This is a genomic window from Pontibacter aquaedesilientis (assembly GCF_014773225.1).
Taxonomy (GTDB): domain Bacteria; phylum Bacteroidota; class Bacteroidia; order Cytophagales; family Hymenobacteraceae; genus Pontibacter; species Pontibacter aquaedesilientis.
The window spans coordinates 127,286-151,563 of record NZ_JACXAJ010000004.1 but is presented as its reverse complement, the minus strand read 5'-3'; the positions used below and the strand labels follow the sequence as shown (position 1 = coordinate 151,563).

Sequence of the window (24,278 nt, the reverse complement as noted above, 5' to 3'; positions counted from 1 at the left end):
AGTTTAGGAGTGGGGAGGTAGTTTAGATTGAGAATATAAACAAACATATTCCTTGATGAAAAAAGTATACCTGCTTTTACTGGCTTTCGGCTGCGTTTCGGCGGCCTATGCACAAAAGATGGAATACAGTGCGCAGGTGAATTCCGGGCTTTCCAGGTTTGGTGGAGAGTCATCCGCCGGAACGACAACCATGGTTATCAATGATACTTGGGGTAGTCCTCCGAGGGTGACCAATCCGTACGGCAGCAGGTATAGTGTAGCGTACGGTGCCAGTTTGCAGGCACAATTTGTCTCGGCCAGTGGCTTTTTGCTCGGCACACAGGCTGGGTACGAGCAACTGCGAACTCGGGCTAAGATAGATAAAGCCTTTGGTTACATGTCGCACAGTTCTTCGATGACACATCCGGCAGACGGAAAAGCGGTCATCATAACCGATTACATCAATCTGCAGCCGTACATTGGCTGGCGGGTCAAGCAAAATCCAATAGACCTGGACCTAACATTGGGCTCAGACATCGGATTCAGTCAAAAAATAAAAGAGCGGTCGGAGGCGACGCTGGAAGATGGCACTGAATTCAAGATAAGGAAAGACCGCAGCGAGTCGATCACGGATTTCAGGCCGAGATTGGGTATAACAGGCTATCATGGTCATTTCGGTGTATCCGTGAGCTACGCCCATGGGATCAAAAATTACCGAGCAAATCTGGATGGCGCAAACATGAAACTGTATACCCGGGTACTGCGGGTCGGACTACTTTACAGATTATAGCAAGCGTGTTTACGTAGATAAAAGCAAATTAATTGGTCCTGAAAAGGCCTATCTAATAAACAAGACCCAACCATAAACAAGAATCTATGAAACTAGAAGATAAGATAGCAGTCGTAACCGGCGTGAGCCGTGGCATTGGCCTGTCCACCGTGGAAATGTTGTTAGAGCACGGTATGAAAGTAGCCGGGTGGGGCCGCACGGCTCCTGAGGTACAGCACGAAAACTTTGAGTTTGTAGCGTGCGATGTGCGCCGCGCCGACTCTGTGCAGATGGCCTATAAGCATACCGTGGAGCATTTTGGCGGACATGTGGCTGTTTTAGTGAACAATGCCGGCCTGGGCCGCTCATCCAAACTGGAGGATCAAAGCCTGGAAGACTGGCACCTGATGTTTGACACCAACGTGAACGGGCTTTTCTATTGCACTCGTCTTGTCATAGCTGGGATGAAGGAAATGGGAGAAGGGCACATCATCAATATTTCCTCGATTGCCGGCACCACAGGTATAGAGGAGATGTCGGCCTACTGCGCCACCAAGCACGCTGTGCGCGGTATTTCGCACTCACTTTACAAAGAAGTGCGCGACTACGGCGTGAAAGTGACTTGTATCTACCCGGGTTCCGTGCAGACCAACTTCTTCGACAACATTGACAGCGTAACCGTGAACGAGAACATGATGCGCCCTGAGGATATCGCCTCGACCATTGTACATTGTCTGGAGTCGCACCCGAACTATCACCACGTGGATATCGAGGTGCGTCCGTTAATGCCAAAAGGCAGAAAAAGGGTATAGCAAAGTATCGCCTAGCTTTTGTAGCTTTGCAGCGCTTATTAATGATAAAATCAATAATGACGAATAAGTAATTTAATACATTATTTATTCGTCATTATTTATTCTCAACACATGTCAGTTGAAGTAAAGAACCTTACCAAAATATTCGGGGCACAGCACGCCGTCAATGATATTTCCTTTTCGGTGGGGCAAGGGCAGATTTTGGGTTTTCTGGGGCCAAACGGTGCCGGTAAGTCCACGACCATGAAGATCGCCACCTGCTATTTGCCCCCAAGCTCGGGCACCGTGCTGGTGAATGGCCACGATGTGGTACAGGAGCCCATGGAAGTACGCCGGAGCGTAGGCTACCTGCCGGAGCATAATCCGCTATACCTGGATATGTATGTGCATGAGTACCTGCAGTTTGTTGCCTCCGTGAATGGTCTAAATGGACGACGAGCAAAGGATCGCGTGCAGGAAATGGTCGAGTTATGCGGCCTCACGCTGGAGCAGGGGAAGAAAATCGGAGCACTCTCCAAAGGCTATCGCCAGCGGGTGGGGCTGGCGCAGGCATTGGTGCACGATCCCAAAGTGCTAATTCTGGACGAGCCGACCACAGGACTGGATCCTAACCAGATCGTGGAGATTCGGGCGCTGATCAAACGGATAGGGCAAGACAAAACCGTGATTTTTTCTACGCACATCATGCAGGAGGTAACGGCTATCTGCGACCGCGTTGTGATCATCAACCGGGGCAAGCTAGTGGCCGATAGCGACGTGGCCAGCCTACAAGCTGGGGAGCGCAAAGATAAAACCACGCTGGTAGAGTTTGAGCAGGCTGTTCCGGTTGAGTCACTGGAGCAGTTGCCAGGTGTCCTGAGCGCAACTCTGGCAGAGGGTACCACTTACCGCGTGGTTTCCCGCCGCGATACCGATATCCGGGCCACTTTATTCAGGGTGGCTGCCGAGCGCAACTGGCCGCTGGTAGGCCTTCGACATGAAGAATATTCCCTTGAAAAGATATTCCAGAAACTGACTAAAGAAAATTAAGAATTAATAATTAAGAATTAAGAATAGTGTAGAAATACGGGTTGATAATTTTTGTTACCAATCATTCCTAATTCTTAATTCCCAATTCCTAATTTAAATAAGATGTTCGCTATACTTAAGAAAGAATTCAACGGTTTCCTGAACTCACTGATCGCCTATATGGTGATCACGGTGTTTTTGGTGGCCATTGGCATGTTCATGTGGGTTTTCCCGGAAAGCAACGTGCTCGACTACGGCTTTGCCGACATGCAGACGCTTTTTAACATGGCGCCCTGGCTGTTCCTGTTTCTGATACCTGCCATTACCATGCGCACCTTTGCGGAGGAAAAGCGGGAGGGCACCATTGAGCTGCTTCTCACAAAGCCAATTACTGACCTGCAGCTTATCCTGGGCAAATACTTCGCAGCACTGCTGCTGGCCCTTTTTGCGCTGATACCGACATTGCTCTACTACTATACCGTGTATGAGTTGGGCAACCCTCAAGGTAACATAGACTCTGCAGCTGTTGTGGGTTCGTACCTGGGCCTGGTTTTTCTGGCTGGCGTCTTTACGGCCATTGGCATCTTTGCCTCCTCTGTTTCCGACAACCAGATCATCTCCTTCGTGATTGCCATTTTTCTATGCTACATCTTCTATACGGGCTTCGAGCTGATCGCTTCCATACCTGTTTGGGGTGGCAGCGGTTACGTCATTAGTCAGTTAGGTATAGCTTACCACTACACGGCCATCAGCAAAGGGCTGATTGACTCGCGGGACGTACTGTATTTCCTGAGTGTGATCGCTATGATGGTGCTATCGGCTAAACTTGTATTGAGCAGCAGAAAATGGTAACCACACAAACACACAAGAGTAGGCGAACCCGTGACCTCACTCGTTTCCTGATTTGGGTAGGAGCCATCATACTCATCAATATTCTGGCTGCAAACTTCTTTTTCCGGCTTGACCTGACAGAAGACAAACGCTACACCATATCCCCTGTAACCAAACAGTTGCTGCATGAATTGCCGGAGCCAGTTTTTGTGGAGGTATACCTCGAGGGCGAGTTTCCGGCCGGGTTTAAACGGTTGCAGCAGTCTGTTCGCGAAACGCTGGACGAATTCCGTATATACGCGGGCGGGAATGTGCGCTATGAATTCATCGACCCAAATGACATTAAAGACGAAAAGGAACGTGTCGCATTTTTTCAGGAACTGGCTACGAAAGGGATACAGCCAACTAACCTACGGGCCACTGAGGGCGGAAAGCAGGTAGAGCGTCTCGTGTTTCCGGGAGCGCGTGTGATGTATAAAGGTAAGGAGACTTCGGTGTCGTTGCTCAAGGGCAACCTGGCGGCCTCCGCCGACGAGCGTCTGAACCAATCGGTGGAAGGCGTGGAGTATGAATTGGCCACTGCCATACGCAAGATGGCCTTCCCCGGCTCCAAAACGATCGGCTACATCAGCGGACAGGGAGAACTGGAGATGCAAAACGTAACGGATCTGCTGGGTTCCTTGCAGGAGTTTTACCGGGTGGCACGTGGCGAGTTGCGCGATATACCCACGTTGCAGGGCCTCGACCTGATCATCGTGGCAAAGCCTATAACTGCCTTCACCGAAGCCGACAAGTATAAGATCGACCAGTTTATCATGCATGGCGGTAAAGCGGTGTTTTTTGTGGATGCCCTCAATGCCAACATGGATAGCATAGGGGCAGGAGGGATGTTTGCAATGCCTTACAACCTCAATCTCGACGACCTCCTGTTCCGATACGGTGTGCGCCTGAATCCAACCATGATCATGGATCTGAATTCAGGTTTCATACCGGTGGTTACAGGCTACATGGGCGAGCGACCGCAAACGGAAATGGTGAACTGGCGCTTTTACCCCTTGCTCAACACGTTCAGTAAGCACCCGATCACCCGTAACCTCGACGCAGTTTATTCCAAGTTCATCGGCAATATTGACACGGTGAAGGCCGACGGTATACGCAAAACTCCGTTGCTCTATACCTCCGTCTATTCCCGCGTTATGCAGGCACCCGTGCCGCTCACGCTCGAAGAGGCGCGAATGGAAGTTAAACCGGAACAGTACCAGGCCGGGCCGCAACCGGTAGGATACTTGCTGGAAGGAGCTTTCACCTCCCTTTTCCGAAACAGAAGAGCGCCGGCAGGTATAGAAAACACCCAGGTTAAAGAAAAAGGTGTGGCAACCAAAATAGTAGTTTTCTCGGACGGAGACCTGGTGCGCAACGACGTCAACCCACGCACGGGACAGGCTTACGAACTAGGGTTTGACAGGTATAACAACGTGACGTTCGCCAACCGCGAGCTCGCCATGAACACGATCCATTACCTGCTAGACTCTGAAGGCCTGATCAATGTGCGGAGCAAAGAAATACAGCTTCGCCCCCTGGATCGGGTTCGTGTGAAGGAGGAACGAACTTATTGGCAGATTTTGAACATTCTGGCTCCGATTGTACTGCTGGCACTGTTTGGAGTAGTGCGCTACTACCTACGCAAACGCCGTTATGAGCGCTTTTGAGTTTTTTCTCGTAATGTGAAGAAACTGTAAAAAAGCAGGCTGCCGTCAAGTAGTTTAAATGCGAAAAGTTTTTAACTTTGTCCAAATAACATTATAGCTATACATAATGAAATTTATTGTCTCTTCATCTGCTCTCTTGAAGCAGCTAGCCAGCATAAACGGCGTAGTAACCAACAACCCGGTTGTTCCTATCCTCGAAAACTTCCTGTTCGAGATCAACGACAGCACCCTGACCATCACGGCCAGTGACCTGGAAACTTCCATGATCACAGAATTGCCGGTAGAGGCGAAGGAAAGTGGCCGTATTGCTGCCCCTGCTAAAATATTGCTGGAAACACTGAAGAACCTGCCAGATCAGCCGGTAACCTTCACCATCGACGAAGAGACCTATACCATCGAAATCAGCTCATCAAACGGACGCTACAAACTGTCGGGTGAGAATGCCACTGATTTCCCACGTGTGCCAGTTGTAAAAGGTGGCAGCGCGATCGAGATTCCGTCAAACGTACTTTCGCGTGCCATCAACAAGACAATCTTTGCCGTGAGCAACGACGAGCTTCGTCCGGCTATGACAGGTATCTACGTGCAGCTGCGCACCGATAACGTTACGTTTGTCGCTACAGACGGTCACCGTTTGCTGCGCTTCCGCCGCACAGACATCGCTACCAGCCAGGAGGCTTCTCTGATCATCCCGCGTAAGGCTTTCACCTTGCTGAAGTCTACGTTGCCTTCTGAGGCTACTGCCGTGCGTATGGAGTTCAATCAGTCCAACGCTTTCTTCAGTTTCGACAACATCCGCATGATCTGCCGTCTGATTGACGAGCGCTACCCGGATTATGAGAACGTGATTCCGGTGCAGAACCCGAATAAACTGGTGATTGACCGTGCCGCTTTGCTTAGCTCTGTGCGCCGTATCTCCATCTACTCGAATAAAACCACGCATCAGATTCGTCTGAAGCTATCTGGCTCTGAGCTGCAGGTATCTGCCGAAGACCTGGATTTTTCAAACGAAGCAAACGAGCGCCTGAGCTGTCAATATGACGGCGAGGACATGGAAATCGGCTTTAACGCTAAGTTCTTGATCGAAATGCTGAACAACATCGATGCAGACGAGATTTCATTTGAGTTGTCCACGCCGAACCGTGCCGGCCTGCTAATGCCGCTTGCCAACGAGGATAATGAAAATGTTCTGATGTTGGTAATGCCTGTTATGCTGAACAATTACGTATAAGGATATAATTTCTCCTAATGCAGAAAGGCGAGCCTCCATAGGCTCGCCTTCTCTGTTTAAAGCGATACAGGTTTTCGAAGATCTGATTTTAAAGTTTCGGGCTGAATAAAAAATTTCTGAAGCTTTAGCAGCTTATAGGTATAGGTAGCCCATACCTACAGCAATGGAGTTCTTATTGCTGCAACTTGATATATACTGGAAAATGATCACTGTAGCCACCGATATATAGCGTGCCTGACCAGGTTTGGCGGGGGGTGTCCTTATACCTGCCGAAGGTGTACTTGGTAAATTCAGGATCATGAATCTGAGCCGACCCATGCACATAATGCAGGCCGTTGCCAGTCCCGACCAACGATTTCGATATCAGGATCTGGTCATACATTTTGTTGTCGTTACGGGTATGGAAGCTACCCCGGCCCTGCACATACCAAAGGTAAAACGTATTGAACAGCTCCTCCTGATAGGCAGGGTTCGGACGTCCTGTGGCCTTGACAATGCGCTCCATCGTAGCTGATTTGGGTTCATCCGAGAAATCGCCCAGTACAATGATCTTCGTATTCTTGTCGCTTTTTTTCTGAAGGTCTATCTGGCGGCGTAATTCAGTGGCAGCTTCCCGCCGGCGGCTGTTGCCCAGGGCGGCGCTTCCTTTGTCTTCAGGCCAATGGTTTACATAAAATGTGACAGGCTCGCCTTGAAGCGTACCCTGCACCTGCAGGATATCACGTGAAGAAAACCCTTTTTCAGAGAACTTGATTGAGATATTCGTGTGAGCAGTCGGCTTAAATACCTTCGGGTTGTAAAGCAAAGCCACGTCCAACCCTTCAGGATCTGGCGAATCATAGTGGATGATCTTATAGCGCCTTTTGCGCAGCGGCGAAGCATTTACCAGATCCTCCAACACTTTTCTGTTCTCGATATCGCTCAGGCCAATCACAGCAGGCCCATTTTTGCCACCAATGGTTTCGATGACCGACGCAATTTGCTTGATTTTGGCGTTATACCTGATCTTGTCCCACTTCATGATGCCATTTGGTGTAAACCCATCATCATCCGTCTTCGGGTCATTCTCAGTATCGTAGAGCTTTTCTGTATTGTAAAAAGCGATTGTGTGGAGTTTGGGCTTTTTAGTGGAAGTAGGCAAGCTGGCACATCCCGAAAGGAAGGTCAGACTAAAAAGAAAAAAGAAGATTTTTATTCCGTGGCGCATCGCGTAACTTTGTGCTTATTATAAGTATTCAAGCATAGTACGAGATATATATAGCACAAAGTTTAAAAGAAACGAAAATGAAGAAGTCGGAAATATATTTTAGTATCGCTCTTGACGAGCAGCGCGTACCCGAAGCCATCAGTTGGAGAGCAACAGACGCAGGGGAGAAAATACATTTTGCCAAAGCCATCAATATCTCTCTGTGGGATCGCGACGAGGCTGGCACCATGAAGATTGACCTCTGGACCAAGGATATGCCGATTGATGAGATGAAATATTTCTACATCGACACGATTGGAGCCATGGCGCAGAGCATTGCCACTGCCACAAGCGATAAGGTAATGGCCGATAAAATGCGTGCCCTATGCGAAGACCTTATGAAACACATTGAGGAAGAGCGCAGCAAGCAAAACAACTAGGTATAAAAACAATGAAAGCCACCCCAAGAGGTGGCTTTTATATGAAAGGTGATTTTTATCGGTAAAATTAGTTGACAGTAGAGGGATTTGAAGCAACAGCAGCATTACCAGCGGTAGCTCTTTCAGTGCTTCTTTCATTGGAAGCCAGGTTCTCTGAACCTTGTCCGTTTAAGTTAGCCATGAACTCTCTGTCAGCTTTCGAGTACATTTTGCGGTCTCCGAAGTAATCGTTGTATTGCACCGTGCTCAAAATGTCTTCAAACTCAAGGTCACGGGCCGTTAATACCGCTTTGCACTTCTCTTCAATCATTTTCTGATTTCCATCAAAGTTCTGCTCAATTTCAGTGATCTGAGCGGCAACGTCCAGGTTTATCTCACGAATCTTGTTAGCCTGGTAGTTATTTAAACGGAGTTCCTTGATCATCTGATCTGATAAGTAGTTGGCACGCTTCTCTGCAATCAGGGATACATTGCCTGTAGCAGTTGCGCCATATACTATTCCGAATACCATAAATGTCATTACCAGTAGCTTTTTCATAATCTTAGTGTTTGTAGAGTTTAAAATGTGGTTGATCCGTTTCCTGGGGCGTTTCAGATTTAAAACGAATGCGTAATTAAAATGATTCCGAAGTTATTCTTTTTTATTTCGGCGGTTACTCCAAGTTGGATACGTGTAATATAGTGCAGATATAATGCCAAAAAAGGTTGAATAATCAATTTATTCAACCTTTTTTGAGATTTTTTTGAATATTTTGCCTTGTTACCAGACATTCCGCCACATCATCGACTCGACAGGTTTAGTTGTGCGGTTATTGTACTTGGCATTGTCTTTACTGTTATAGTAATTCTCGATACCGCCTTTCACTTCGAAGTAAATCAGCTGCCCGATCGGCATGCCGTGGTATACTCGCACCTGTTGTGTGACCGAGATCTCCAAAGTCCACGTGTTGCAGAAACCCACATCGCCCTTGCCAGCGGTAGCATGTATGTCTATACCTAACCGGCCTACACTCGATTTGCCCTCCAGGAAAGGTACGTGTGCGTGGGTCTCCGTATATTCATAGGTTACCCCCAGGTATAGCGTGTTTGGCTGCAGCACAATACCCTCTTCCGGTATTTCAAACACATCGATCTCGTTATGCTTACGGGCATCGAGCACTTCGTCGCGGTAAGTAGCCAGGTAGCGGCCCAGGTGTACGTCGTATGAGTTTGTGCCAAGGCTGGAGCGTTTAAACGGCTCGATCAGGATAGTGCCTTTCTCTATCTCCTCTAAAATCTGCTTGTCTGTAAGAATCATGGGGGTGCAATGTTATGGCTGTAAAAGTACGGAAAATGGGCGAAATGTCGAATTGTAAAATTGCTGAATGTTCAAAGGTGGAGATAGGCTATGTGGCTAAATGGTAGAGATCGTCAAATGCCTGAAACTATTGAAAGTTCTAGCAGCAATTGCTCCCTGATCCTTTGTGTGAGAGGGGCAACCTGCCAATTCTACATAGTCCTCATAAAAAACGGCAACCCATTGCTGAGCTGCCGTTTCTTTAATATAAGGTATAGCTTACTGCTGCACTGCCTCTTGTAGTGCCTCGCGGCTTGTTTTAATGTATTCCTCTACCAGTTCATCTGTAATGGCAGTGGATACAAACAGCGACTCGTACTGTGAAGGGGCCAGGTAGATGCCGCGCTGCAGCATGCTGTTGAAATAGCGGCCAAACATCGCCGTGTCGGATGTTTTGGCGCTGTCAAAATTAGTGACAGGCTGTTCGGTGAAGAAAATGCTGAACATAGAGCCTATATGGTTGATGGTATAGTTCATGCCCAATCCCTGCATGTTTTGTCGCATACCTGCAACCATTTTGGCTGTCGTGTGCTCCAGGTTGGTGTATACCTCCGGATGGCTCTGCAGATACTGCAGCATGGCCATACCTGCCGACATCGCAATAGGGTTGCCGGAAAGCGTGCCGGCTTGGTATACCGGACCTGCTGGCGCCACAAAATTCATGATCTCTTTTTTGCCGCCGTAAGCACCCACCGGCATGCCTCCCCCGATGATTTTGCCCAGCGTGGTCATATCCGGAGTCACGCCATAAAGCTGTTGCGCACCACCCGGCGCCAGACGGAAGCCCGTCATGACTTCATCAAAGATCAGCACTATACCTTCTTTGGTGCACAGGTCGCGCAGGCCCTGCAAAAAGCCCGGCTCAGGAAGCACCAGCCCCATATTGCCAGCGACCGGCTCCAGGATGAGAGCGGCCACCTGGTCTTTGTTGGCTTCTACCAGCAGCTTAACAGCTTCCAAGTCGTTAAATGGAGCTGTCAGCGTATCAGCGGCTACACCCTGGGTGACACCCGGGCTGTCAGGAACGCCAAGCGTGATGGCGCCACTGCCTGCCGCGATCAGGAAAGAGTCGCCGTGGCCATGGTAGCAGCCCTCGAACTTAATCATTTTGTTGCGGCCGGTGAAGCCTCTGGCCACACGCACAGCCGACATCGTCGCCTCCGTACCGGAGTTTACCATGCGTACTTTCTCAATGGAGGGCACCATGTCTACGATCAGCTCAGCGATCTCAATCTCTTTGCGGGTAGGCGCTCCGAATGACAACGAGTTAGGTATAGCTTTCTGCACAGCTTCCTGCACAATTTCAGCGGCATGGCCCAAAATCATCGGGCCCCAGGAGTTGATGAGCTCCATGTAGCGGTTGCCGTCTTCGTCGTACAGGTAAGGGCCTTTAGCTGATACCATAAAACGCGGATTCCCGCCTACGGCTCTAAAGGCACGAACAGGCGAATTGACACCACCCGGGATGGATTGCTGTGCACGTTGGAAAAGTTCTTCGCTAACCGGTGCTATTTTCATCTTTATATTATTCAGTGTTTTGTAAATGGAAAGGCGAATGCTAACATCTTCCTTTCTTAAATCTTCAATTTCGGGAAAACTCAGTCTCTCCAAGCAAGCAGTTAATTGGATTAAAAGACCGGGTTCACTACCATCAGTTGTTGGTTTTCCAGTTTCGTGATCGGTATGTATTGGTTGTCGTGGCGCAGCTCACTGCCTGAATTGGGATCCGTGTAGCCTAAACCCTGGTAAAAAACACCGGGTTTCAGTCCGTTGCCACCCAGTGTCAGGTTGAATCGTGGACCGTAGTTATGCAGCAGCGTGCCGAAGTAGAACATCATCTCGAAACCGGCATACGCATACTGCGAGGGCGGCATGTTATACCTTGACATATACTTTTGTCTGAAATGTTTCGCTGCCGGGCTGAGCTGGTCGACATATTTCGGGCTTACAAAGTAGACCTCCAGGTCATCCAGCTGTCGCAGCGTGATTTGGCCTATACCCAGCCACTTCTCATAGGTTATGAGCGGGAGGGAGGCTGCTCTGGCCTGTAGCGTGCTGACCGTGTTCACGGCTGCTGTCATCTGGTCAGAGAAGACAGCGATATGGCCAACATCAGACAGCTTCAGGTCTTTGAAAATAGCGGCCGTGGCTGTGGTTTGCGCAGAGCTAAGCTTTCTGTAAGTGGATACTTTGCCACCTAGTTTCAGAAACTGTTCCCGGTAATGCTGTGCAAAGGCTATATCGTCTTTGTTGTTCTCAAACAGAATGAGAGCCGTTTTGATCGGGAAAGTATGGTAGGCATAGGTTGCCGCTTGCCGGGCCTGTGTCGCGAGGGAAGACTCGAACAAAAACATGTTGGCGTTATCGGCTACCACTTCCAAATCCTGGGAGAGCGGATTGATGACATTCACATTGTGCTCGGCAGCAAACCGGGCCGCGATTTTGGCAGCGGACTTATACACAGGGCCTATTACAAGGTCCATTTGCTTTAGCTCCGGGGTATCCAAAATACGCTTTACCGCTGTGGTGTCGGTTCCTGCATCGTAGGCATACAAGTTAATGTTTATACCTTGCCGCTTCAGCGAATCCTGCGCCATTTTCATGCCCGCGTACAAATCGGTGGCGAACTGGTTTTTGCGGGCCGCCTGCCCTAAGTCTTGATTCAGCTGGAAAGGCATGAGCGCCGCCACATGGTAAGCCTGCTTGCGCATGGCAATGGCGCTCAGGTAGCGGTTGCGGTCAAGCCTGTGTTTCGACACAATGCTTTCGAGCGTGGCCCTATCTTCGGGACGGTACCAGCCGGCCACTAGCTTGTCTGCAAAGGTCTGCGCCACGGCCCTGTCGTCAGGGTGCTGTTGCAGTAAGCGCTCAAGCGTCCCGCGTTCTGTTATACGGTTCAGGTAATGGCGTTTCATGCCCTCCGCGTCTGCTTGCAGTTTGGGAGAACGGATAGTGTTCAGTTCGGCTAGTGCTTGCTCGTAATTGTCTTGCTCGAATAGTACATTCGCCAGCAGGTAGCCTGCCTCTGGCTGGTTTGGCCATCCCGGGTGCTGAGACTTGAGCTGTTGCAGCATGCGGTAGGCCTCGGGCAATTTGTCGGCTTTAAGGGCCGCTAAAGCATACAGATAGGAAGCTTCCGGTGCATAGGGGTTTTTGGGGCCTGCCTGCGTGACAGGCAATAACTCAGCCATGGCCTTGTCATAACGTTCCTGCCCGAGCAGTACTTTGCCGTTACTGTAAGTGGTGCTGTAGTCTTGTTGCGCCTGTGCAGGCATTGCCAAAGCAGTCAGTAACAGCATACCTGCCGCATGCTTCAAAAAGCTTCTTTTCATGTTCATTTTAATTTTGAATGAGCGAATGAGTGATTGAGTGAATTTATTTAGATTTCCAAAATATTCACCCATTCACTCATCCGCTCATTCACTCAATCACTCATTAAAACTATTCCCACTCGATAGTGGCCGGTGGCTTGGAGCTGATATCGTACACAACGCGGTTAACGCCTTTCACCTTGTTGATGATCTCATTCGACACGTCGGCCAAAAACTCATACGGCAAACGGCTCCAGTCCGCCGTCATCCCGTCGATGGACGTTACGGCGCGAAGCGCCACCACATTTTCATAGGTACGCTCATCGCCCATCACACCCACTGACTGCACCGGTGTCAGGATAGCGCCAGCTTGCCATACCTCGTCATACAGTCCTGATTTTTTGAGGTTGCTGATGAAGATATGATCCACTTGTTGCAAAACCTGTACCTTTTCCGGAGTGATGTCACCCAGTATACGGATTGCCAGGCCAGGTCCTGGGAAAGGATGGCGGCCCAGGATGTTATCGTCGATTTTCAGGGTTTTACCCACCAAGCGCACTTCGTCTTTGAACAGCGCCTTGAGTGGCTCTACTACTTTCAGCTTCATGAAGTCCGGCAGACCACCTACGTTGTGATGCGACTTGATCGTGGCGGAAGGGCCCTTCACGCTCATCGACTCAATCACATCCGGGTAGATCGTGCCCTGCGCCAGCCACTTTACATCTTCAATCTGGTGTGCCTCGTCGTCGAACACTTCGATAAATACGCGACCAATTGCCTTGCGTTTGCCTTCCGGATCCGAGATTCCGGCCAGTGCTGTATAAAATCTATCCTTTGCGTCAACGCCTTTCACGTTCAGGCCCATATGCTTATAAGAGTCCAGTACTGATTCGAACTCGTCTTTGCGCAACAGGCCGTTGTCTACAAAGATACAGTAGAGGTTTTTGCCGATGGCCTGGTGAATAAGCATAGCGGCTACGCTGGAGTCCACACCGCCTGAAAGGCCGAGCACCACTTTGTCGTTGCCTAACTGCTGCTGTAATTCTGCCACGGTTGCCTCTACGAATTGCTCCGATGTCCAGTCTTGCTGGCAATCGCAGATGTGCACCACGAAATTGCGGAGCAGGGTTTTGCCCTCATCAGAGTGCGTTACCTCCGGGTGGAACTGTATGCCATAAGTCTCTTGATCACGCAGCTTGTAAGCGGCCACACGCACAGATTCGGTACTGGCTATTACTTCGAAATTGTCTGGAATCTCCTTAATAGTATCGCCATGCGACATCCAAACCACAGAACCCGGTGTGAGTTCTTTCATGAGGCGGTTGGCGGTGTGCAGTTCGGAAAGTCTGGCGCGGCCGTACTCGCGGATGGTAGAAGGAGTTACTTCGCCCTGGTGCTCATAGGCGATCAGTTGCGCTCCGTAGCATACGCCCAGCAAAGGGAGTTTGCCCATAAACTGGCTCAGATCGATGGTGGGGTGTTCTTGGTCGCGCACGGAGCAGGGGCTGCCCGAGAGGATAACGCCTTTGACGTCATCAGTGAGTTCTGGAACATTATTGTAAGGGTAAATCTCACAATATACATTAAGCTCACGCACCCGTCTTGCAATTAACTGGGTGTACTGGGAGCCGAAGTCGAGAATCAGTATTTTTTCTGGCATGCGCAAAGGTAAGGCACTTTAGGGGTTTTTGCCAAAAATAGGGGATATATGTTTTGTTTATTAGGGTCAATTTTCGGCTCATTTGCCAGTGACAGTAGCCATAAGGGTTGAACGGGTGAGGCCAACAAGCATGAGGTAAGATGAAGGGTTGAATGCAGGAGGCTATTATGTATAGGTATGATCGAGCGGCTAAACCTATACCTTCAGCATGGAAGCAGTGATTAAACTTGGTGGAGGATGTAGGCCATTTAGATCAAATCCAGGTAACAAAGTCCTGAATATTTTTGCGTTGAACCAGCTGATTATGAGCGAGCTCCCCACAACTTATTGCCAATACGGCATTATTCTGCATAATTTATTTGCGCTGAATCATAATCTTCGTACCTTTGCAATGGCAAATCGGCACGGCCAGCTCCCGTCGAACTCCCCCAGGGCCGGAAGGCAGCAAGGGTAGATGGTTGAAGCGGCGCGATGTTGGTTTGCCACTTTTTTTTGCCCATACTTTTCTGACCGGCCTTGCTGCCGGTCTTTTTGTTTCAAGCCTGTACCTCGTTGCATCTGCTGCAACCCCCTCTAACTGCTTGACGAAATCGGAATCACCCGTATTTTCCGGCACTATACCTAAATTGTCCCGCATCTTTTGGCTTATGGCTTTTGACTTAGGGCATATTGCGTTAGATTTGTAAGCAAATCTAGATCCTCAGTATTATGAAATTCTTTGTTGATACTGCAAACCTGCAGGAAATTCAGGAAGCACACGACCTTGGTGTGCTCGACGGTGTTACCACCAACCCATCCTTGATGGCCAAAGAGGGCATCTTCGGCCACGACAACGTGATGGCACACTACAAGCAGATTTGCGAGATCGTGGATGGCGACATCAGCGCGGAAGTAATCGCAACTGACTTCGATGGCATGGTACGCGAGGGCGAATTGCTGGCCGAGCTGCACCCGAACATCGTAGTGAAGGTGCCGATGACCCGCGAAGGCGTGAAGGCGATCCGTCATTTCAGCGAGCGTGGCATCAAGACCAACTGTACGCTGGTGTTCTCAGCAGGTCAGGCTATTCTGGCGGCTAAAGCGGGTGCTACCTATGTGTCTCCATTTGTAGGCCGTCTCGATGACGTTTCAACAGATGGTCTGCAGCTAATCGAGCAGATTGTGCATATTTACGGCAACTATGGTTACCAGACGCAAGTACTGGCGGCCTCTGTGCGTCACGTGATGCACCTGGTGCAGTGCGCTGAGTTGGGGGCCGATGTAGTAACCTGCCCGCTTTCTGTCATCACGGGACTGCTGAACCACCCGCTGACCGATATTGGCCTGCAGAAGTTTCTGGCCGACCACGCCAAAGGCAATAAGTAAGAGTTAATTAGGAATTAAGAATTAGGAATTAAGAATTGTGCAGGTGAAAACTGAAACAAATCAGGTCATTCCTAATTCTTAATTCTAAATTCTTAATTCCTCAAGATGTACATCATCAAAGTAAAGGGCAAAGCCAAAATTCCGGATTACATTCAGCTGCGCGACGATAATTTCGTGCTGATCGCCTATTTTAGGGCAGACCGTCCGCTCAAGAACCTCGACCGCTATGGCTTGGAGGGGAAAGAGGAGGCGCTGGCTGCGCTGATAGAGTCCCTTGAGTTTGGTAAATTGCAGCAATTAGACATTTAAGTGCATATGAGTTTTTCTTCTTCCCCCGTAGTATCGCTGCGCGATGTCGCTATTTATCAGGATGTGAACACCGTGCTGAGCAGTGTCAATTTTGACATTGAGAAAGGCGAGTTCGTATACCTGGTCGGCCGTACAGGAAGCGGGAAGAGCTCACTTTTGAAAACTCTATATGGCGACTTGCCGCTCCTGACAGGTACGGCCGCTATCGCGGATTTCAGACTGAACAAGCTGCCACGCAAGCAGGTGCCCTACCTGCGCCGCAAGATCGGCATCATTTTTCAGGACTTCCAGCTGCTGTTTGACCGAAGCGTAGCCGAGAACCTGGCTTTCGTACTGAAAGCCACCGGATGGAAAGACAAATCGAAGCGTAAGCAGCGTATTTCTGAAGTGCTGATGCGCGTTGGGTTGGATGCAGCAGCAAACAAACTGCCCCACCAACTATCTGGCGGTGAGCAGCAACGCATTGTGGTAGCCCGTGCCCTGCTAAATGAGCCTGTTATCCTGCTGGCCGACGAACCGACGGGTAACCTCGACCCGATTGTGGCGGATGGCATCATGAAACTTTTCAACGAAATCAACAACAGTGGCACTGCTATACTGATGGCCACGCACAATTACGAGATCATCAACCGCTATCCACACCGGGTGCTCAAGTGCGAAAACGGCAAAGTGCTGGATTCAAAGGTGGAGACCTTCACCCTGACCACGGGTTATTAACCTAGCGCAGCAATCTTATTCTAGCATTTAAACCATCTTTTTCTGAGCTTACTTCAGCAATTGAAGCGGTGCAGGGCGAATTTTTGTGCCCTTATACGATCTTCCGCATCATGTTCTGCAGCCACTGATTCATTTCAGGGTATACCCGCAGGCTGAGCAATAGCCCCATATAAACAGTGGAAATAAGGAGAGAACGCGCCAGTATGTCGAGGTATTTATTGTCCAGGAAAGGGAGTAGGTAGGAAGTGCCCAGAGCGGCAGCCGCGATAACCGTGACAACGACTGAAGTCCAGGCGAAAGGTTGCATTTTGTAGATCCACTGCACGAAAAACAGGCGCAGCAGATTAATTGCCACATAAGAGATCATCGACGCCAGGGCCGCTCCGTTTATGCCATACAAAGGTATAAAGACATAGTTGGTCCAGACCGTTAGTCCCGCCAACACCATATTGAAGAGCAAATCCCAACGGTACTTTTCAGATGTAGCCAGTATGATGCCGTTTATACCTGTGGCCAGGTCGATGATGCGGGCCATCGACAGAAACAGCACCACATATTTTCCGGCCCGATAGGTTTCCGGCATAAAAGAAAAAAGGTTGTCGATGTTCGCCCAGATGCCAATGAACAGGAGCAGCCCGATGATGAGGTTGATGAGCGTGATCTGCTTGTAGAGTTTCTCCATGCCCACCATATCCTGGTCTTTCCAGTACTCGGCCACCTGCGGGAAAGCGATCTTGAAGATAGAGCGGGCCGGTACCATGATGGCACTGGTCATGAAGAAAGCTGTGGTATAGATACCATTGTCCCCCAAACTGTAAGAGCTGATCATAATCTGATCGACCGTTGTGATGATGGTGACGGAGATATTGCCCAGAAAGGTGAAAAAGCCGAAGTACAGCATTTCGCGCAGGGGTACAATGCGCAGGGCTGCCCAGCTGGGGCGCAGAAACAGTTGCTTGAGCCACAAGGCATACACGATGAGCGACAGCGTGATGATGGCGTTGATGACGATGTAGAGCAGCACAAACTCCCGGAAACCTATCCAGTCGAAAGCATACAGGCCAATAAGCAGCGCAGTGAGAATGCGGAGCAGGAAGTCCTGGGCGAAAGACGATATGATGGTTTTGAAAAGGGAGCGCAGATAAGCCGTAAGCAGGTTAAACAGCAGCGTGAAAAAGGCCAGCGGAATAACAAAGTAATAGTAATCCAGCAGCAGGGGAGAGTTCTCGATGTAGTAATCGATCACCACCGGTTTGAAGAGGAGGTACAGGCCTGAAATGGCGGCAAAGCCCAGCACAGGTATAGCCAGCAGCAGAAACAGAAAGCCATGATGCTCCTTGCCCTTGTCCCTGAAATACGGGAAGTAGCGCACACTCATGTTCACAAAGCCTAGCGCCGAGAACTGCGCAAACATCACCGATATCTGTATCAGTAGCCGGGTAAGGCCTACTTCTTCCTCCGCCAGGTAATTTGGGAAGAGCAGAATCGTGTTCACATAGCCGATGGCAATGCCAGCGTATGAAATGATCGTGTTCCAAATTCCCTCGCGCTGGAGATTAGGCATGTTACAGGTGAAGTAAACTGAAGATGTAAAAGACAAATATAGTATTTATCTATTGAAGCGGCAGGGGCTTATTTTCGACCGCCTGCGCCCGGCCCAGAAAAGAGTTGAGGTGCTGCACGGCCAGTTCGCTGCTTTTGCCGTCGTAGGCGGTGCCCACGGTGGCACTGTAGTATGTTGCCCGCAGGTATACGTCGGGCTTTCGGGCTATACCTTGCTGCAGCAGTGGCTGTAAACTTGCAAAAGAAGTTACTTCCTCTACCAACCCATGCTTTACAAAACCATAGTAGTCATGCAGTTCCTCTTTTGGGTTGAAGTTGAAATAAACTGACCATACATTGAGCAGCACCGCCTCCAGGTGTATACCTGAGTTTCCGCTGATGAGCATTTCCAGTTCCTGCAAATACTCGAAAACTGATTGCTGACCCACGTCCGACAGGCTGATGTGAGGGCTAAGCCGCTGGGCAAAAGTATAGCTGCGTGTATCGCGGGGGTGGGGACGGAGAATGATGCGCAGCAAAGGGAAAGTACCGGTCATGGCCTTTAGCAGAGCCTCGACCTCTTCCAGTCTGTCCATCAGGTTGCAGGCTATACCTACTGTTCGAACAGCTGGGCGGTGGTTACGCAGCTTCACGAATTTGTCCGCTTTGGGCATACCGATAAACTCCACACGGCCATCCACCGGGCCGCATTGCCTGTACTTATCCAACGCATCCTGGCCTTCGAGCAAATTTAAATCAAAGTTGAGCGGGGGGAATAACTGACTGATGCTGGAGTGCTGAATGTATATGGTTTTTATTCCCAGTGCTTTTGCCGCCAGCAGCATAGCCCGTGCGTCGGCGTTGTGGTCATTTGCGAATACGATGGCCTGTGGCCTGTATTTTTTGAGCTTCTGCAGGTATACCTCATAGAAACCGATTGAGTCGTAAAGCAAATCCACAAAGCGAAGGGTGCTCTTGCTGTTCTGTGTCAGAAACCGAAAGAACAGCGGCAGAAACTTATAGTAATAAAGCAGCTTTTTGCGGAGCGAGAGACGGGCCACCACCGGATTATACCTGCCGATTGCCTTGCTCTGTCCGGCTACCATCACCGCGTCGGGTATGCCTGCTCGCAAAAAGTGCAGACTGTCGTAGTTGTTTTGGCTGACTACATAGAGCCATACCTTGCCCTGCAGTTTTTCAGGCTGCTCTACCTGCTTAAACAAATTGCCGAATAGCCGGACTAGAGTATAGCCGGCCATCCGCAGCAAACGCAATAATGGGTTGCTGGGAGAAGCGGCATTTTTCGCGCTTTCCGGCAGGTTATAAAAGCCTTCCGAAAAATGCAGGTATAGCATGTTACGGTAAAGGGCGTACCAGTCTTTCATGCGCTATACCATGTCCCAACTGAACGGAGTGCCCGCTTTGATATCCTGTGTGGCCGTTTTTCCGAGCAAGGTTTCGTAGTGCTTCGGCGCCAGTCCCAAGCCCGGCCTGATCACGCGGATGTTTTCCTTTGTCAGCGTTTCGCCGGCCATGATGTCTCTGGCAGCGTACACCGAGCGCTTGAACAGGCGGCTCTTCTCCTCAGCCCGCTGCACGCCGTACTGCACCTGTCCCAGCGCCAGCCAGGCTCTTTCCGACTCCACCACAAGGGATTTCAGCTCCTCTGGCTCCAGTGAAAAGGCCGAATCCACGCCGCCGTCGGCGCGGCTAAGGGTGAAGTGTTTCTCGATCACGGTTGCGCCCAGCGCCACGGCGGCCACCGAAGCGCCCACGCCCATGGTATGGTCCGAAAGGCCTACCTGCACATTGTAAAGCTCCCGCATGTGGGGGATGGTGCGCAGGTTGGTGTTCTCAGGCGTGGCCGGGTAGGTGGAGGTGCACTTGAGCAGGATCAGCTGCTGGCAGCCCGCCTCGCGGAGCACCTGCACGGCCTCGGCCACTTCCTGCACCGTGGCGGCGCCGGTACTCATGATCACGGGCTTGCCGGTGGCGGCCACCTTGCGCAGCAGCGGATGGTCGGTGTTCTCGAAGGAGGCTATTTTATGAAGGGGCGCGTCCAGGCTCTCCAGGAAATCCACCGCTGTTTCGTCGAAAGGGGAGGAGAAGGCAAGCATCCCCCGCTCTTTGGCCCGTTCGAAAATGGGCCGGTGCCACTCCCAGGGGGTATAAGCCTCTTTGTAAAGGTCATGCAGTTCGCGTCCCTTCCACAGCGAGCCCTCATCCGAAATGGTGAAGGCGCCCGGCAGGGTCATGGTATCGGCCGTGTAGGTCTGCAGTTTGATGGCGTCGGCCCCAGCGTCGGCGGCTGCGTCCACAATGGCCAGGGCCCGCTCCAGTGACTGGTTGTGGTTGCCCGACATTTCGGCGATAATAAAAGGCCTGTGCGATGGGCCGATCAGGCGATCGGCTATACTGATATCGTTGATCATTTCTGTATGCTAAACTATACCTTCGTGTTTCGTTCCAGCACAAAACGATGTGCTTTCGGATGCTCGCTGTCTGCTTTGCCGTATGCAAATCCGGCTTTTTCAAATGAGCGGACAGAGGCTTTATGCTCCGGCTGAACTAAACCGTCCACCAACTGCACATCGGGGCGCTGCTTTAAAAGCTGCTGCACACCTTTTAGCAGGATGGCATGCCCAAGGCCCTTGCCCCGGTAATCTGCCCCGATCAGGTAGCTGATGGTGGCGGTGTTGCCCTGGATGTCGAAGCGAATGTGTGCAGCAGGCACCTTGCCTGCCTCAGCAATATAAAGTATCGTGTCGGGGTTGTCAAGTTTGCGATGGAACCAACGGGTGTGGTCTTCCAATGGAATAGGGGCAGGGTTAAAGGAGTGCTGGCGAACAGCCGGATCGTTTGCCCAGCCGAATAGCAGTTGCAGATCATCTATAGTTGCTACACGTAGCCGTAAGCCAGCCGCTAACCCCAGCTGCTGGAAAACCTGCCTGAGCCTCTCATCGCTTCTGCCGTCAAAGTGGCGGCGCTGCGCGGCAAGCTGTTTCTGGAAGCTAACTTCACTTATACCCTTTTTCAATTGCTGCAACAACGCACCGTAATCACTGGCTATACCTTCCGTAGTCAGGAAGTGGTGCATGCCGGCCTGGTTGTCGGCCGTTTGCTTCACGAAGAGCAGGCCACCCACGGCGGCGTATTCATAGGAAATGCCACTGGCCGAGGTAATGGCGGCGTGGCATTTGGTCATCAGGCGGCGCATGCTTTCGGCCGACAGGTTGCGGTGCAGCCGGTAATCTGGCTTGCCTTTCAGCCATTCCTTTAGTGCGTGCAATCGGGAATAGGCGCTGCCCACCACCACTTCCACCTGCTTCACGGTTGTCAGTGACTGAAGCTCCTGCAATGCCTGCAAGGTATGATTATCCGGATCGGCTCCACCCATGCAGACAAGTACCCGCAATTCGCCGGCAGGCAAAGATCTGGTGGCGCGTGAAGCTCTCAGAAAGGCCGGCCGCAGCAGGGCATAGGCAGGGCCCAACAATAATTTAGTGTAAGGCGCCGTCTGATATACCTCCGGCAATACACCGCCTGCCTGGTTAATCACGGCGTCGGCCACGAAGGTATAGGCGTGTATGTCATCGATGCAAATAACAGCGGCCCCCCGGTTTTTAAGGTTTTGCTGGTATTCCGTTTCAAAGTGATAGCCGTCGAGCACTACGATCTCCTCACTGGAAACATACGCGTCCAGCTCGTGGTTAAAACGGGCCTCGGAAGAATCTGAAGGGGGCAGCACGATCACACCCTGGCAAACCTCCTGTATGCGTTCACGAAGGGCCAGGTCGGGCGACTGAATGGCAAATACGCACTCAAACTCCTTTTGCAGCATGTGCACTAGCGCCAGCGAACGTGTCACATGGCCCAACCCGATACGGCTGTTCCCGTCTGCCCTAAAAATGATGCGCTGCTTCTGGTCCATAGCATTTTAAAATGAAGAATAAGGAGGCTTAATGAAGAAGTCAGGATGATGAATGGGTCTTAGCCAATAGATACAACAAGTCCCGAGGTTCATCAATCATGTTTCATTACTCATTTTAATTTATTCCCCGAGCTTTTTCTGCTCTACGTGTGCATTGATATTTTGGAGTTTCGGGTGGTTTTCCAGCAACAGCATAATCTCGTCTCCACTCAGTTTATGTGCCCCGTGCTGCTCCATTAGGAGGCTGATAAGTTCAAAATCCTCCGGGGTGTCGAGTGTGATGCGGAATTGGCTCGCGTCTTTGTCCTGTGTATAGTGCCGTAATGTAACGCGTCCGCTTTTGTTCTGGTTGATATAGGGCGTTACATGTTCCAAGTCAGCTGTCAGGGTAGCGTTTTGGAAAGCTTCTTTGAGCAGGCCGAAGGAGAATATCTCGAAGTCGAAACCCCGTGGGAAAGTGCGTTGCAAAGCGTTGGACAGGTATACGGCTTCGTCATCCCAGGCAAGATACTGCTGCACCGCGTCCGCTATGAGCTGCCCATCGATGAGCGGACAGTCTGAAGTGACCCGAACGATCACATCCAGCCCATATCGAAGTGCGCACTCGTAGAAACGGCTCAGCACGTTGTGCTCATCGCCCCGGTAGCAAGGTATGTTCGCCTGTGCAGCATAAGCCGCGATTGGGTCGTCGGAGGTATTTTGGGTAGTAGCGATATAAACATCCAGCCCAGCATCTCGCAGTCTGTCGACGTGGTGCTGCAGCATGGTTTTGCCACCGGCCTTTAGCAACACTTTGCCTGGCAGACGGGTACTGGTCATGCGGGCCTGTGAAATAACGCCTACCTTCTTAGTTGTCATTGGCTACAAACTCCTTCACTTTCTCAATTACAAATCGCTGCTCGTCCGCTGTCAGGGTCGGGTACATGGGCAGGCTCAGGCACTGGCTGTAGTAGTGCTCGGCCTCCGGGAAATCTCCTTTCCTGTATCCCAGGCTGCGGTAATAAGGCATGGTGTGGGCCGGGATGTAGTGCACCTGCGCAAAAATATTATGCTCACGCAGGAAGTCATAAAGTCCTTTGCGGTCCTGCACCTGAATCACGTAGAGATGGTAGGCATGGCCGGTTCCGCCTTTTTCATCGAGCGCCCCCGGGCTGGTGCCCAGTACCGCTATACTTGCAAAGCCCTCAAAGGCAGCGTCGTATACTTGGGCGATTTCCTTTCTTCTGGCAAGTCCCTCGTCGGCACGACTCAATTGCGAAATGCCCAGGGCACAGAGCATGTCCGGCATGCGGTAGTTGTAGCCCAGGGCCTGCATCTCCATGTACCAGCCGCCGTGGTTCTCTTCCAGCAGGGCTGGGTCGCGGGTGATGCCGTGGGTGCGGTAAAGCAGTAGTTTTTTGTAGAGTTCCTCGTCGTTGGTGGTCACCATGCCGCCCTCGCCCGTGGCGATGTGCTTGACAGGGTGAAAGGAGAAGATGGCCAGGTCGGCGTAGCGGCCGTTGCCGCACAGCTGTCTTTCGCCCCGGCTGTCTGTGAAGTAGCCGCCAGGGGCGTGGCAGGCGTCCTCGATGATCCACAGCCCGTGCTCGTCGGCCAGCTTTCGAAGCTCCTCGAGGTTAACGGGATTGCCCGCGAAGTCAACCGGGATGACGCCACTATAGTAGCCTTTGGGCTTGCTCTCAACCATCTGGCGCAGTTTGTCCAGGTCGATGAGGGCCGTTGCCGGGTCGATGTCGCAGAACTCCACCGTGCCGCCGCAGTAGCGCACGCAGTTGGCCGAGGCCACAAAGGTGATGGGCGTGGTGATCACGCATGAGCCTTCATTTACACCCAAAGCCATGGCACACAGGTGTAGGGCGGCCGTCCCGTTGCTCACGGCCACGGCGTATTTGGCTCCCACATACTGGGCGAAGGCCTGCTCAAACTCGGCTACTTTCGGCCCCTGCGTCAGGAAGTCCGATTGCAGCGTTTCTACCACGGCCTGTATGTCGACTTCGGTGATGTGCTGGCGGCCGTAAGGGATTGGAGTGCTGAGTTCTGAGTGCTGTGTCACGAGTTCTTTATTAATGAGTAAAGATATGCAACAAATAGTGATGAGTACAGAGGCAGCACCGATGGCTACCTATCCATCATCAGTCTTTT

The 24,278-nt window shown here is 50.9% G+C and carries 22 protein-coding genes and 1 other RNA gene; 11 read left to right on the top strand and 12 right to left on the bottom strand.

Annotation, left to right across the window (positions count from 1 at the left end):
• The first annotated feature begins 55 nt into the window (after nucleotides 1–55).
• From H9Q13_RS10795 to dnaN, 6 genes are all read left to right on the top strand, one after another.
• On the top strand, nucleotides 56–769 hold the full coding sequence (locus H9Q13_RS10795) for a hypothetical protein (RefSeq protein WP_191183813.1): 714 nt from the start codon (nucleotides 56–58) through the stop codon (nucleotides 767–769).
• An 86-nt stretch (nucleotides 770–855) separates the two neighbouring features.
• Entirely contained in the window at nucleotides 856–1,560 is a 705-nt protein-coding gene (locus tag H9Q13_RS10790) for an SDR family oxidoreductase (protein ID WP_191183812.1), read from the top strand.
• A 111-nt stretch (nucleotides 1,561–1,671) separates the two neighbouring features.
• Complete coding sequence (gldA, locus tag H9Q13_RS10785; RefSeq protein WP_191183811.1) at nucleotides 1,672–2,589, top strand: gliding motility-associated ABC transporter ATP-binding subunit GldA; 918 nt, start codon at nucleotides 1,672–1,674, stop codon at nucleotides 2,587–2,589.
• 102 nt (nucleotides 2,590–2,691) lie between these two features.
• Nucleotides 2,692–3,420 (top strand): gliding motility-associated ABC transporter permease subunit GldF, encoded by a 729-nt coding sequence (gene gldF, locus H9Q13_RS10780; RefSeq protein ID WP_191183810.1) that lies wholly within the window; start codon nucleotides 2,692–2,694, stop codon nucleotides 3,418–3,420.
• Entirely contained in the window at nucleotides 3,414–5,108 is a 1,695-nt protein-coding gene (gldG, locus tag H9Q13_RS10775; RefSeq protein WP_191183809.1) for a gliding motility-associated ABC transporter substrate-binding protein GldG, read from the top strand. The genes gldF and gldG overlap by 7 nt, the downstream gene beginning before the upstream one ends.
• Before the next feature lie 106 nt (nucleotides 5,109–5,214).
• The gene (gene dnaN, locus H9Q13_RS10770) at nucleotides 5,215–6,339 is read left to right on the top strand and encodes a DNA polymerase III subunit beta (RefSeq protein WP_191183808.1); all 1,125 of its coding nucleotides are present in this window, start codon (nucleotides 5,215–5,217) and stop codon (nucleotides 6,337–6,339) included.
• A 172-nt stretch (nucleotides 6,340–6,511) separates the two neighbouring features.
• Here dnaN and H9Q13_RS10765 read toward each other — a convergent pair whose 3' ends face one another.
• Nucleotides 6,512–7,546, bottom strand: a complete 1,035-nt coding sequence (locus tag H9Q13_RS10765; protein ID WP_191183807.1) for an endonuclease/exonuclease/phosphatase family protein — start codon at nucleotides 7,544–7,546, stop codon at nucleotides 6,512–6,514.
• 77 nt (nucleotides 7,547–7,623) lie between these two features.
• On the opposite strand from H9Q13_RS10765, the gene gldC reads away from it, so the two are divergent.
• Complete coding sequence (gldC, locus tag H9Q13_RS10760) at nucleotides 7,624–7,965, top strand: gliding motility protein GldC (RefSeq protein WP_191183806.1); 342 nt, start codon at nucleotides 7,624–7,626, stop codon at nucleotides 7,963–7,965.
• 67 nt (nucleotides 7,966–8,032) lie between these two features.
• Here the strand turns inward: gldC and H9Q13_RS10755 are convergent, their stop codons facing one another.
• The 5 genes from H9Q13_RS10755 to guaA form a co-directional block, all read right to left on the bottom strand.
• Entirely contained in the window at nucleotides 8,033–8,503 is a 471-nt protein-coding gene (locus H9Q13_RS10755; RefSeq protein ID WP_191183805.1) for a hypothetical protein, read from the bottom strand.
• 222 nt (nucleotides 8,504–8,725) lie between these two features.
• A complete protein-coding gene (gene dcd / locus H9Q13_RS10750) occupies nucleotides 8,726–9,262 on the bottom strand; it encodes a dCTP deaminase (RefSeq protein ID WP_191183804.1) in 537 nt (178 codons plus the stop codon).
• A 258-nt stretch (nucleotides 9,263–9,520) separates the two neighbouring features.
• On the bottom strand, nucleotides 9,521–10,819 hold the full coding sequence (hemL, locus tag H9Q13_RS10745) for a glutamate-1-semialdehyde 2,1-aminomutase (protein WP_191183803.1): 1,299 nt from the start codon (nucleotides 10,817–10,819) through the stop codon (nucleotides 9,521–9,523).
• Between the two features lie 110 nt (nucleotides 10,820–10,929).
• Entirely contained in the window at nucleotides 10,930–12,633 is a 1,704-nt protein-coding gene (locus H9Q13_RS10740; protein ID WP_224744224.1) for an ABC transporter substrate-binding protein, read from the bottom strand.
• Between the two features lie 109 nt (nucleotides 12,634–12,742).
• Nucleotides 12,743–14,272, bottom strand: a complete 1,530-nt coding sequence (guaA, locus tag H9Q13_RS10735; protein WP_191183802.1) for a glutamine-hydrolyzing GMP synthase — start codon at nucleotides 14,270–14,272, stop codon at nucleotides 12,743–12,745.
• A 389-nt stretch (nucleotides 14,273–14,661) separates the two neighbouring features.
• On the opposite strand from guaA, the gene ffs reads away from it, so the two are divergent.
• The 4 genes from ffs to H9Q13_RS10715 all read left to right on the top strand — a co-directional run bounded on the left by ffs (nucleotide 14,662) and on the right by H9Q13_RS10715 (nucleotide 16,663).
• An RNA gene (gene ffs / locus H9Q13_RS10730) (signal recognition particle sRNA small type) lies at nucleotides 14,662–14,763 on the top strand.
• 217 nt (nucleotides 14,764–14,980) lie between these two features.
• Complete coding sequence (gene fsa / locus H9Q13_RS10725) at nucleotides 14,981–15,637, top strand: fructose-6-phosphate aldolase (protein WP_007654513.1); 657 nt, start codon at nucleotides 14,981–14,983, stop codon at nucleotides 15,635–15,637.
• A gap of 105 nt (nucleotides 15,638–15,742) precedes the next feature.
• The gene (locus H9Q13_RS10720; RefSeq protein WP_007654512.1) at nucleotides 15,743–15,946 is read left to right on the top strand and encodes a hypothetical protein; all 204 of its coding nucleotides are present in this window, start codon (nucleotides 15,743–15,745) and stop codon (nucleotides 15,944–15,946) included.
• A 6-nt stretch (nucleotides 15,947–15,952) separates the two neighbouring features.
• On the top strand, nucleotides 15,953–16,663 hold the full coding sequence (locus tag H9Q13_RS10715; RefSeq protein WP_191183801.1) for a cell division ATP-binding protein FtsE: 711 nt from the start codon (nucleotides 15,953–15,955) through the stop codon (nucleotides 16,661–16,663).
• A gap of 91 nt (nucleotides 16,664–16,754) precedes the next feature.
• On the opposite strand, the gene H9Q13_RS10710 is transcribed toward H9Q13_RS10715, so the two are convergent.
• From H9Q13_RS10710 to pseC, 6 genes are all read right to left on the bottom strand, one after another.
• A complete protein-coding gene (locus tag H9Q13_RS10710) occupies nucleotides 16,755–18,227 on the bottom strand; it encodes a lipopolysaccharide biosynthesis protein (protein WP_191183800.1) in 1,473 nt (490 codons plus the stop codon).
• 49 nt (nucleotides 18,228–18,276) lie between these two features.
• A complete protein-coding gene (locus tag H9Q13_RS10705) occupies nucleotides 18,277–19,590 on the bottom strand; it encodes a glycosyltransferase family protein (protein ID WP_191183799.1) in 1,314 nt (437 codons plus the stop codon).
• Nucleotides 19,591–19,593: 3 nt separating this feature from the next.
• The gene (gene pseI / locus H9Q13_RS10700) at nucleotides 19,594–20,637 is read right to left on the bottom strand and encodes a pseudaminic acid synthase (RefSeq protein ID WP_191183798.1); all 1,044 of its coding nucleotides are present in this window, start codon (nucleotides 20,635–20,637) and stop codon (nucleotides 19,594–19,596) included.
• 14 nt (nucleotides 20,638–20,651) lie between these two features.
• Entirely contained in the window at nucleotides 20,652–22,136 is a 1,485-nt protein-coding gene (gene pseG / locus H9Q13_RS10695) for a UDP-2,4-diacetamido-2,4,6-trideoxy-beta-L-altropyranose hydrolase (RefSeq protein ID WP_191183797.1), read from the bottom strand.
• Between the two features lie 120 nt (nucleotides 22,137–22,256).
• Nucleotides 22,257–22,994: a cytidylyltransferase domain-containing protein gene (locus tag H9Q13_RS10690; RefSeq protein ID WP_191183796.1), complete on the bottom strand. Its 738-nt coding sequence runs from the start codon at nucleotides 22,992–22,994 to the stop codon at nucleotides 22,257–22,259.
• Complete coding sequence (gene pseC / locus H9Q13_RS10685) at nucleotides 22,984–24,189, bottom strand: UDP-4-amino-4,6-dideoxy-N-acetyl-beta-L-altrosamine transaminase (protein WP_191183795.1); 1,206 nt, start codon at nucleotides 24,187–24,189, stop codon at nucleotides 22,984–22,986. The genes H9Q13_RS10690 and pseC overlap by 11 nt, the downstream gene beginning before the upstream one ends.
• Between the last annotated feature and the right edge of the window lie 89 nt (nucleotides 24,190–24,278).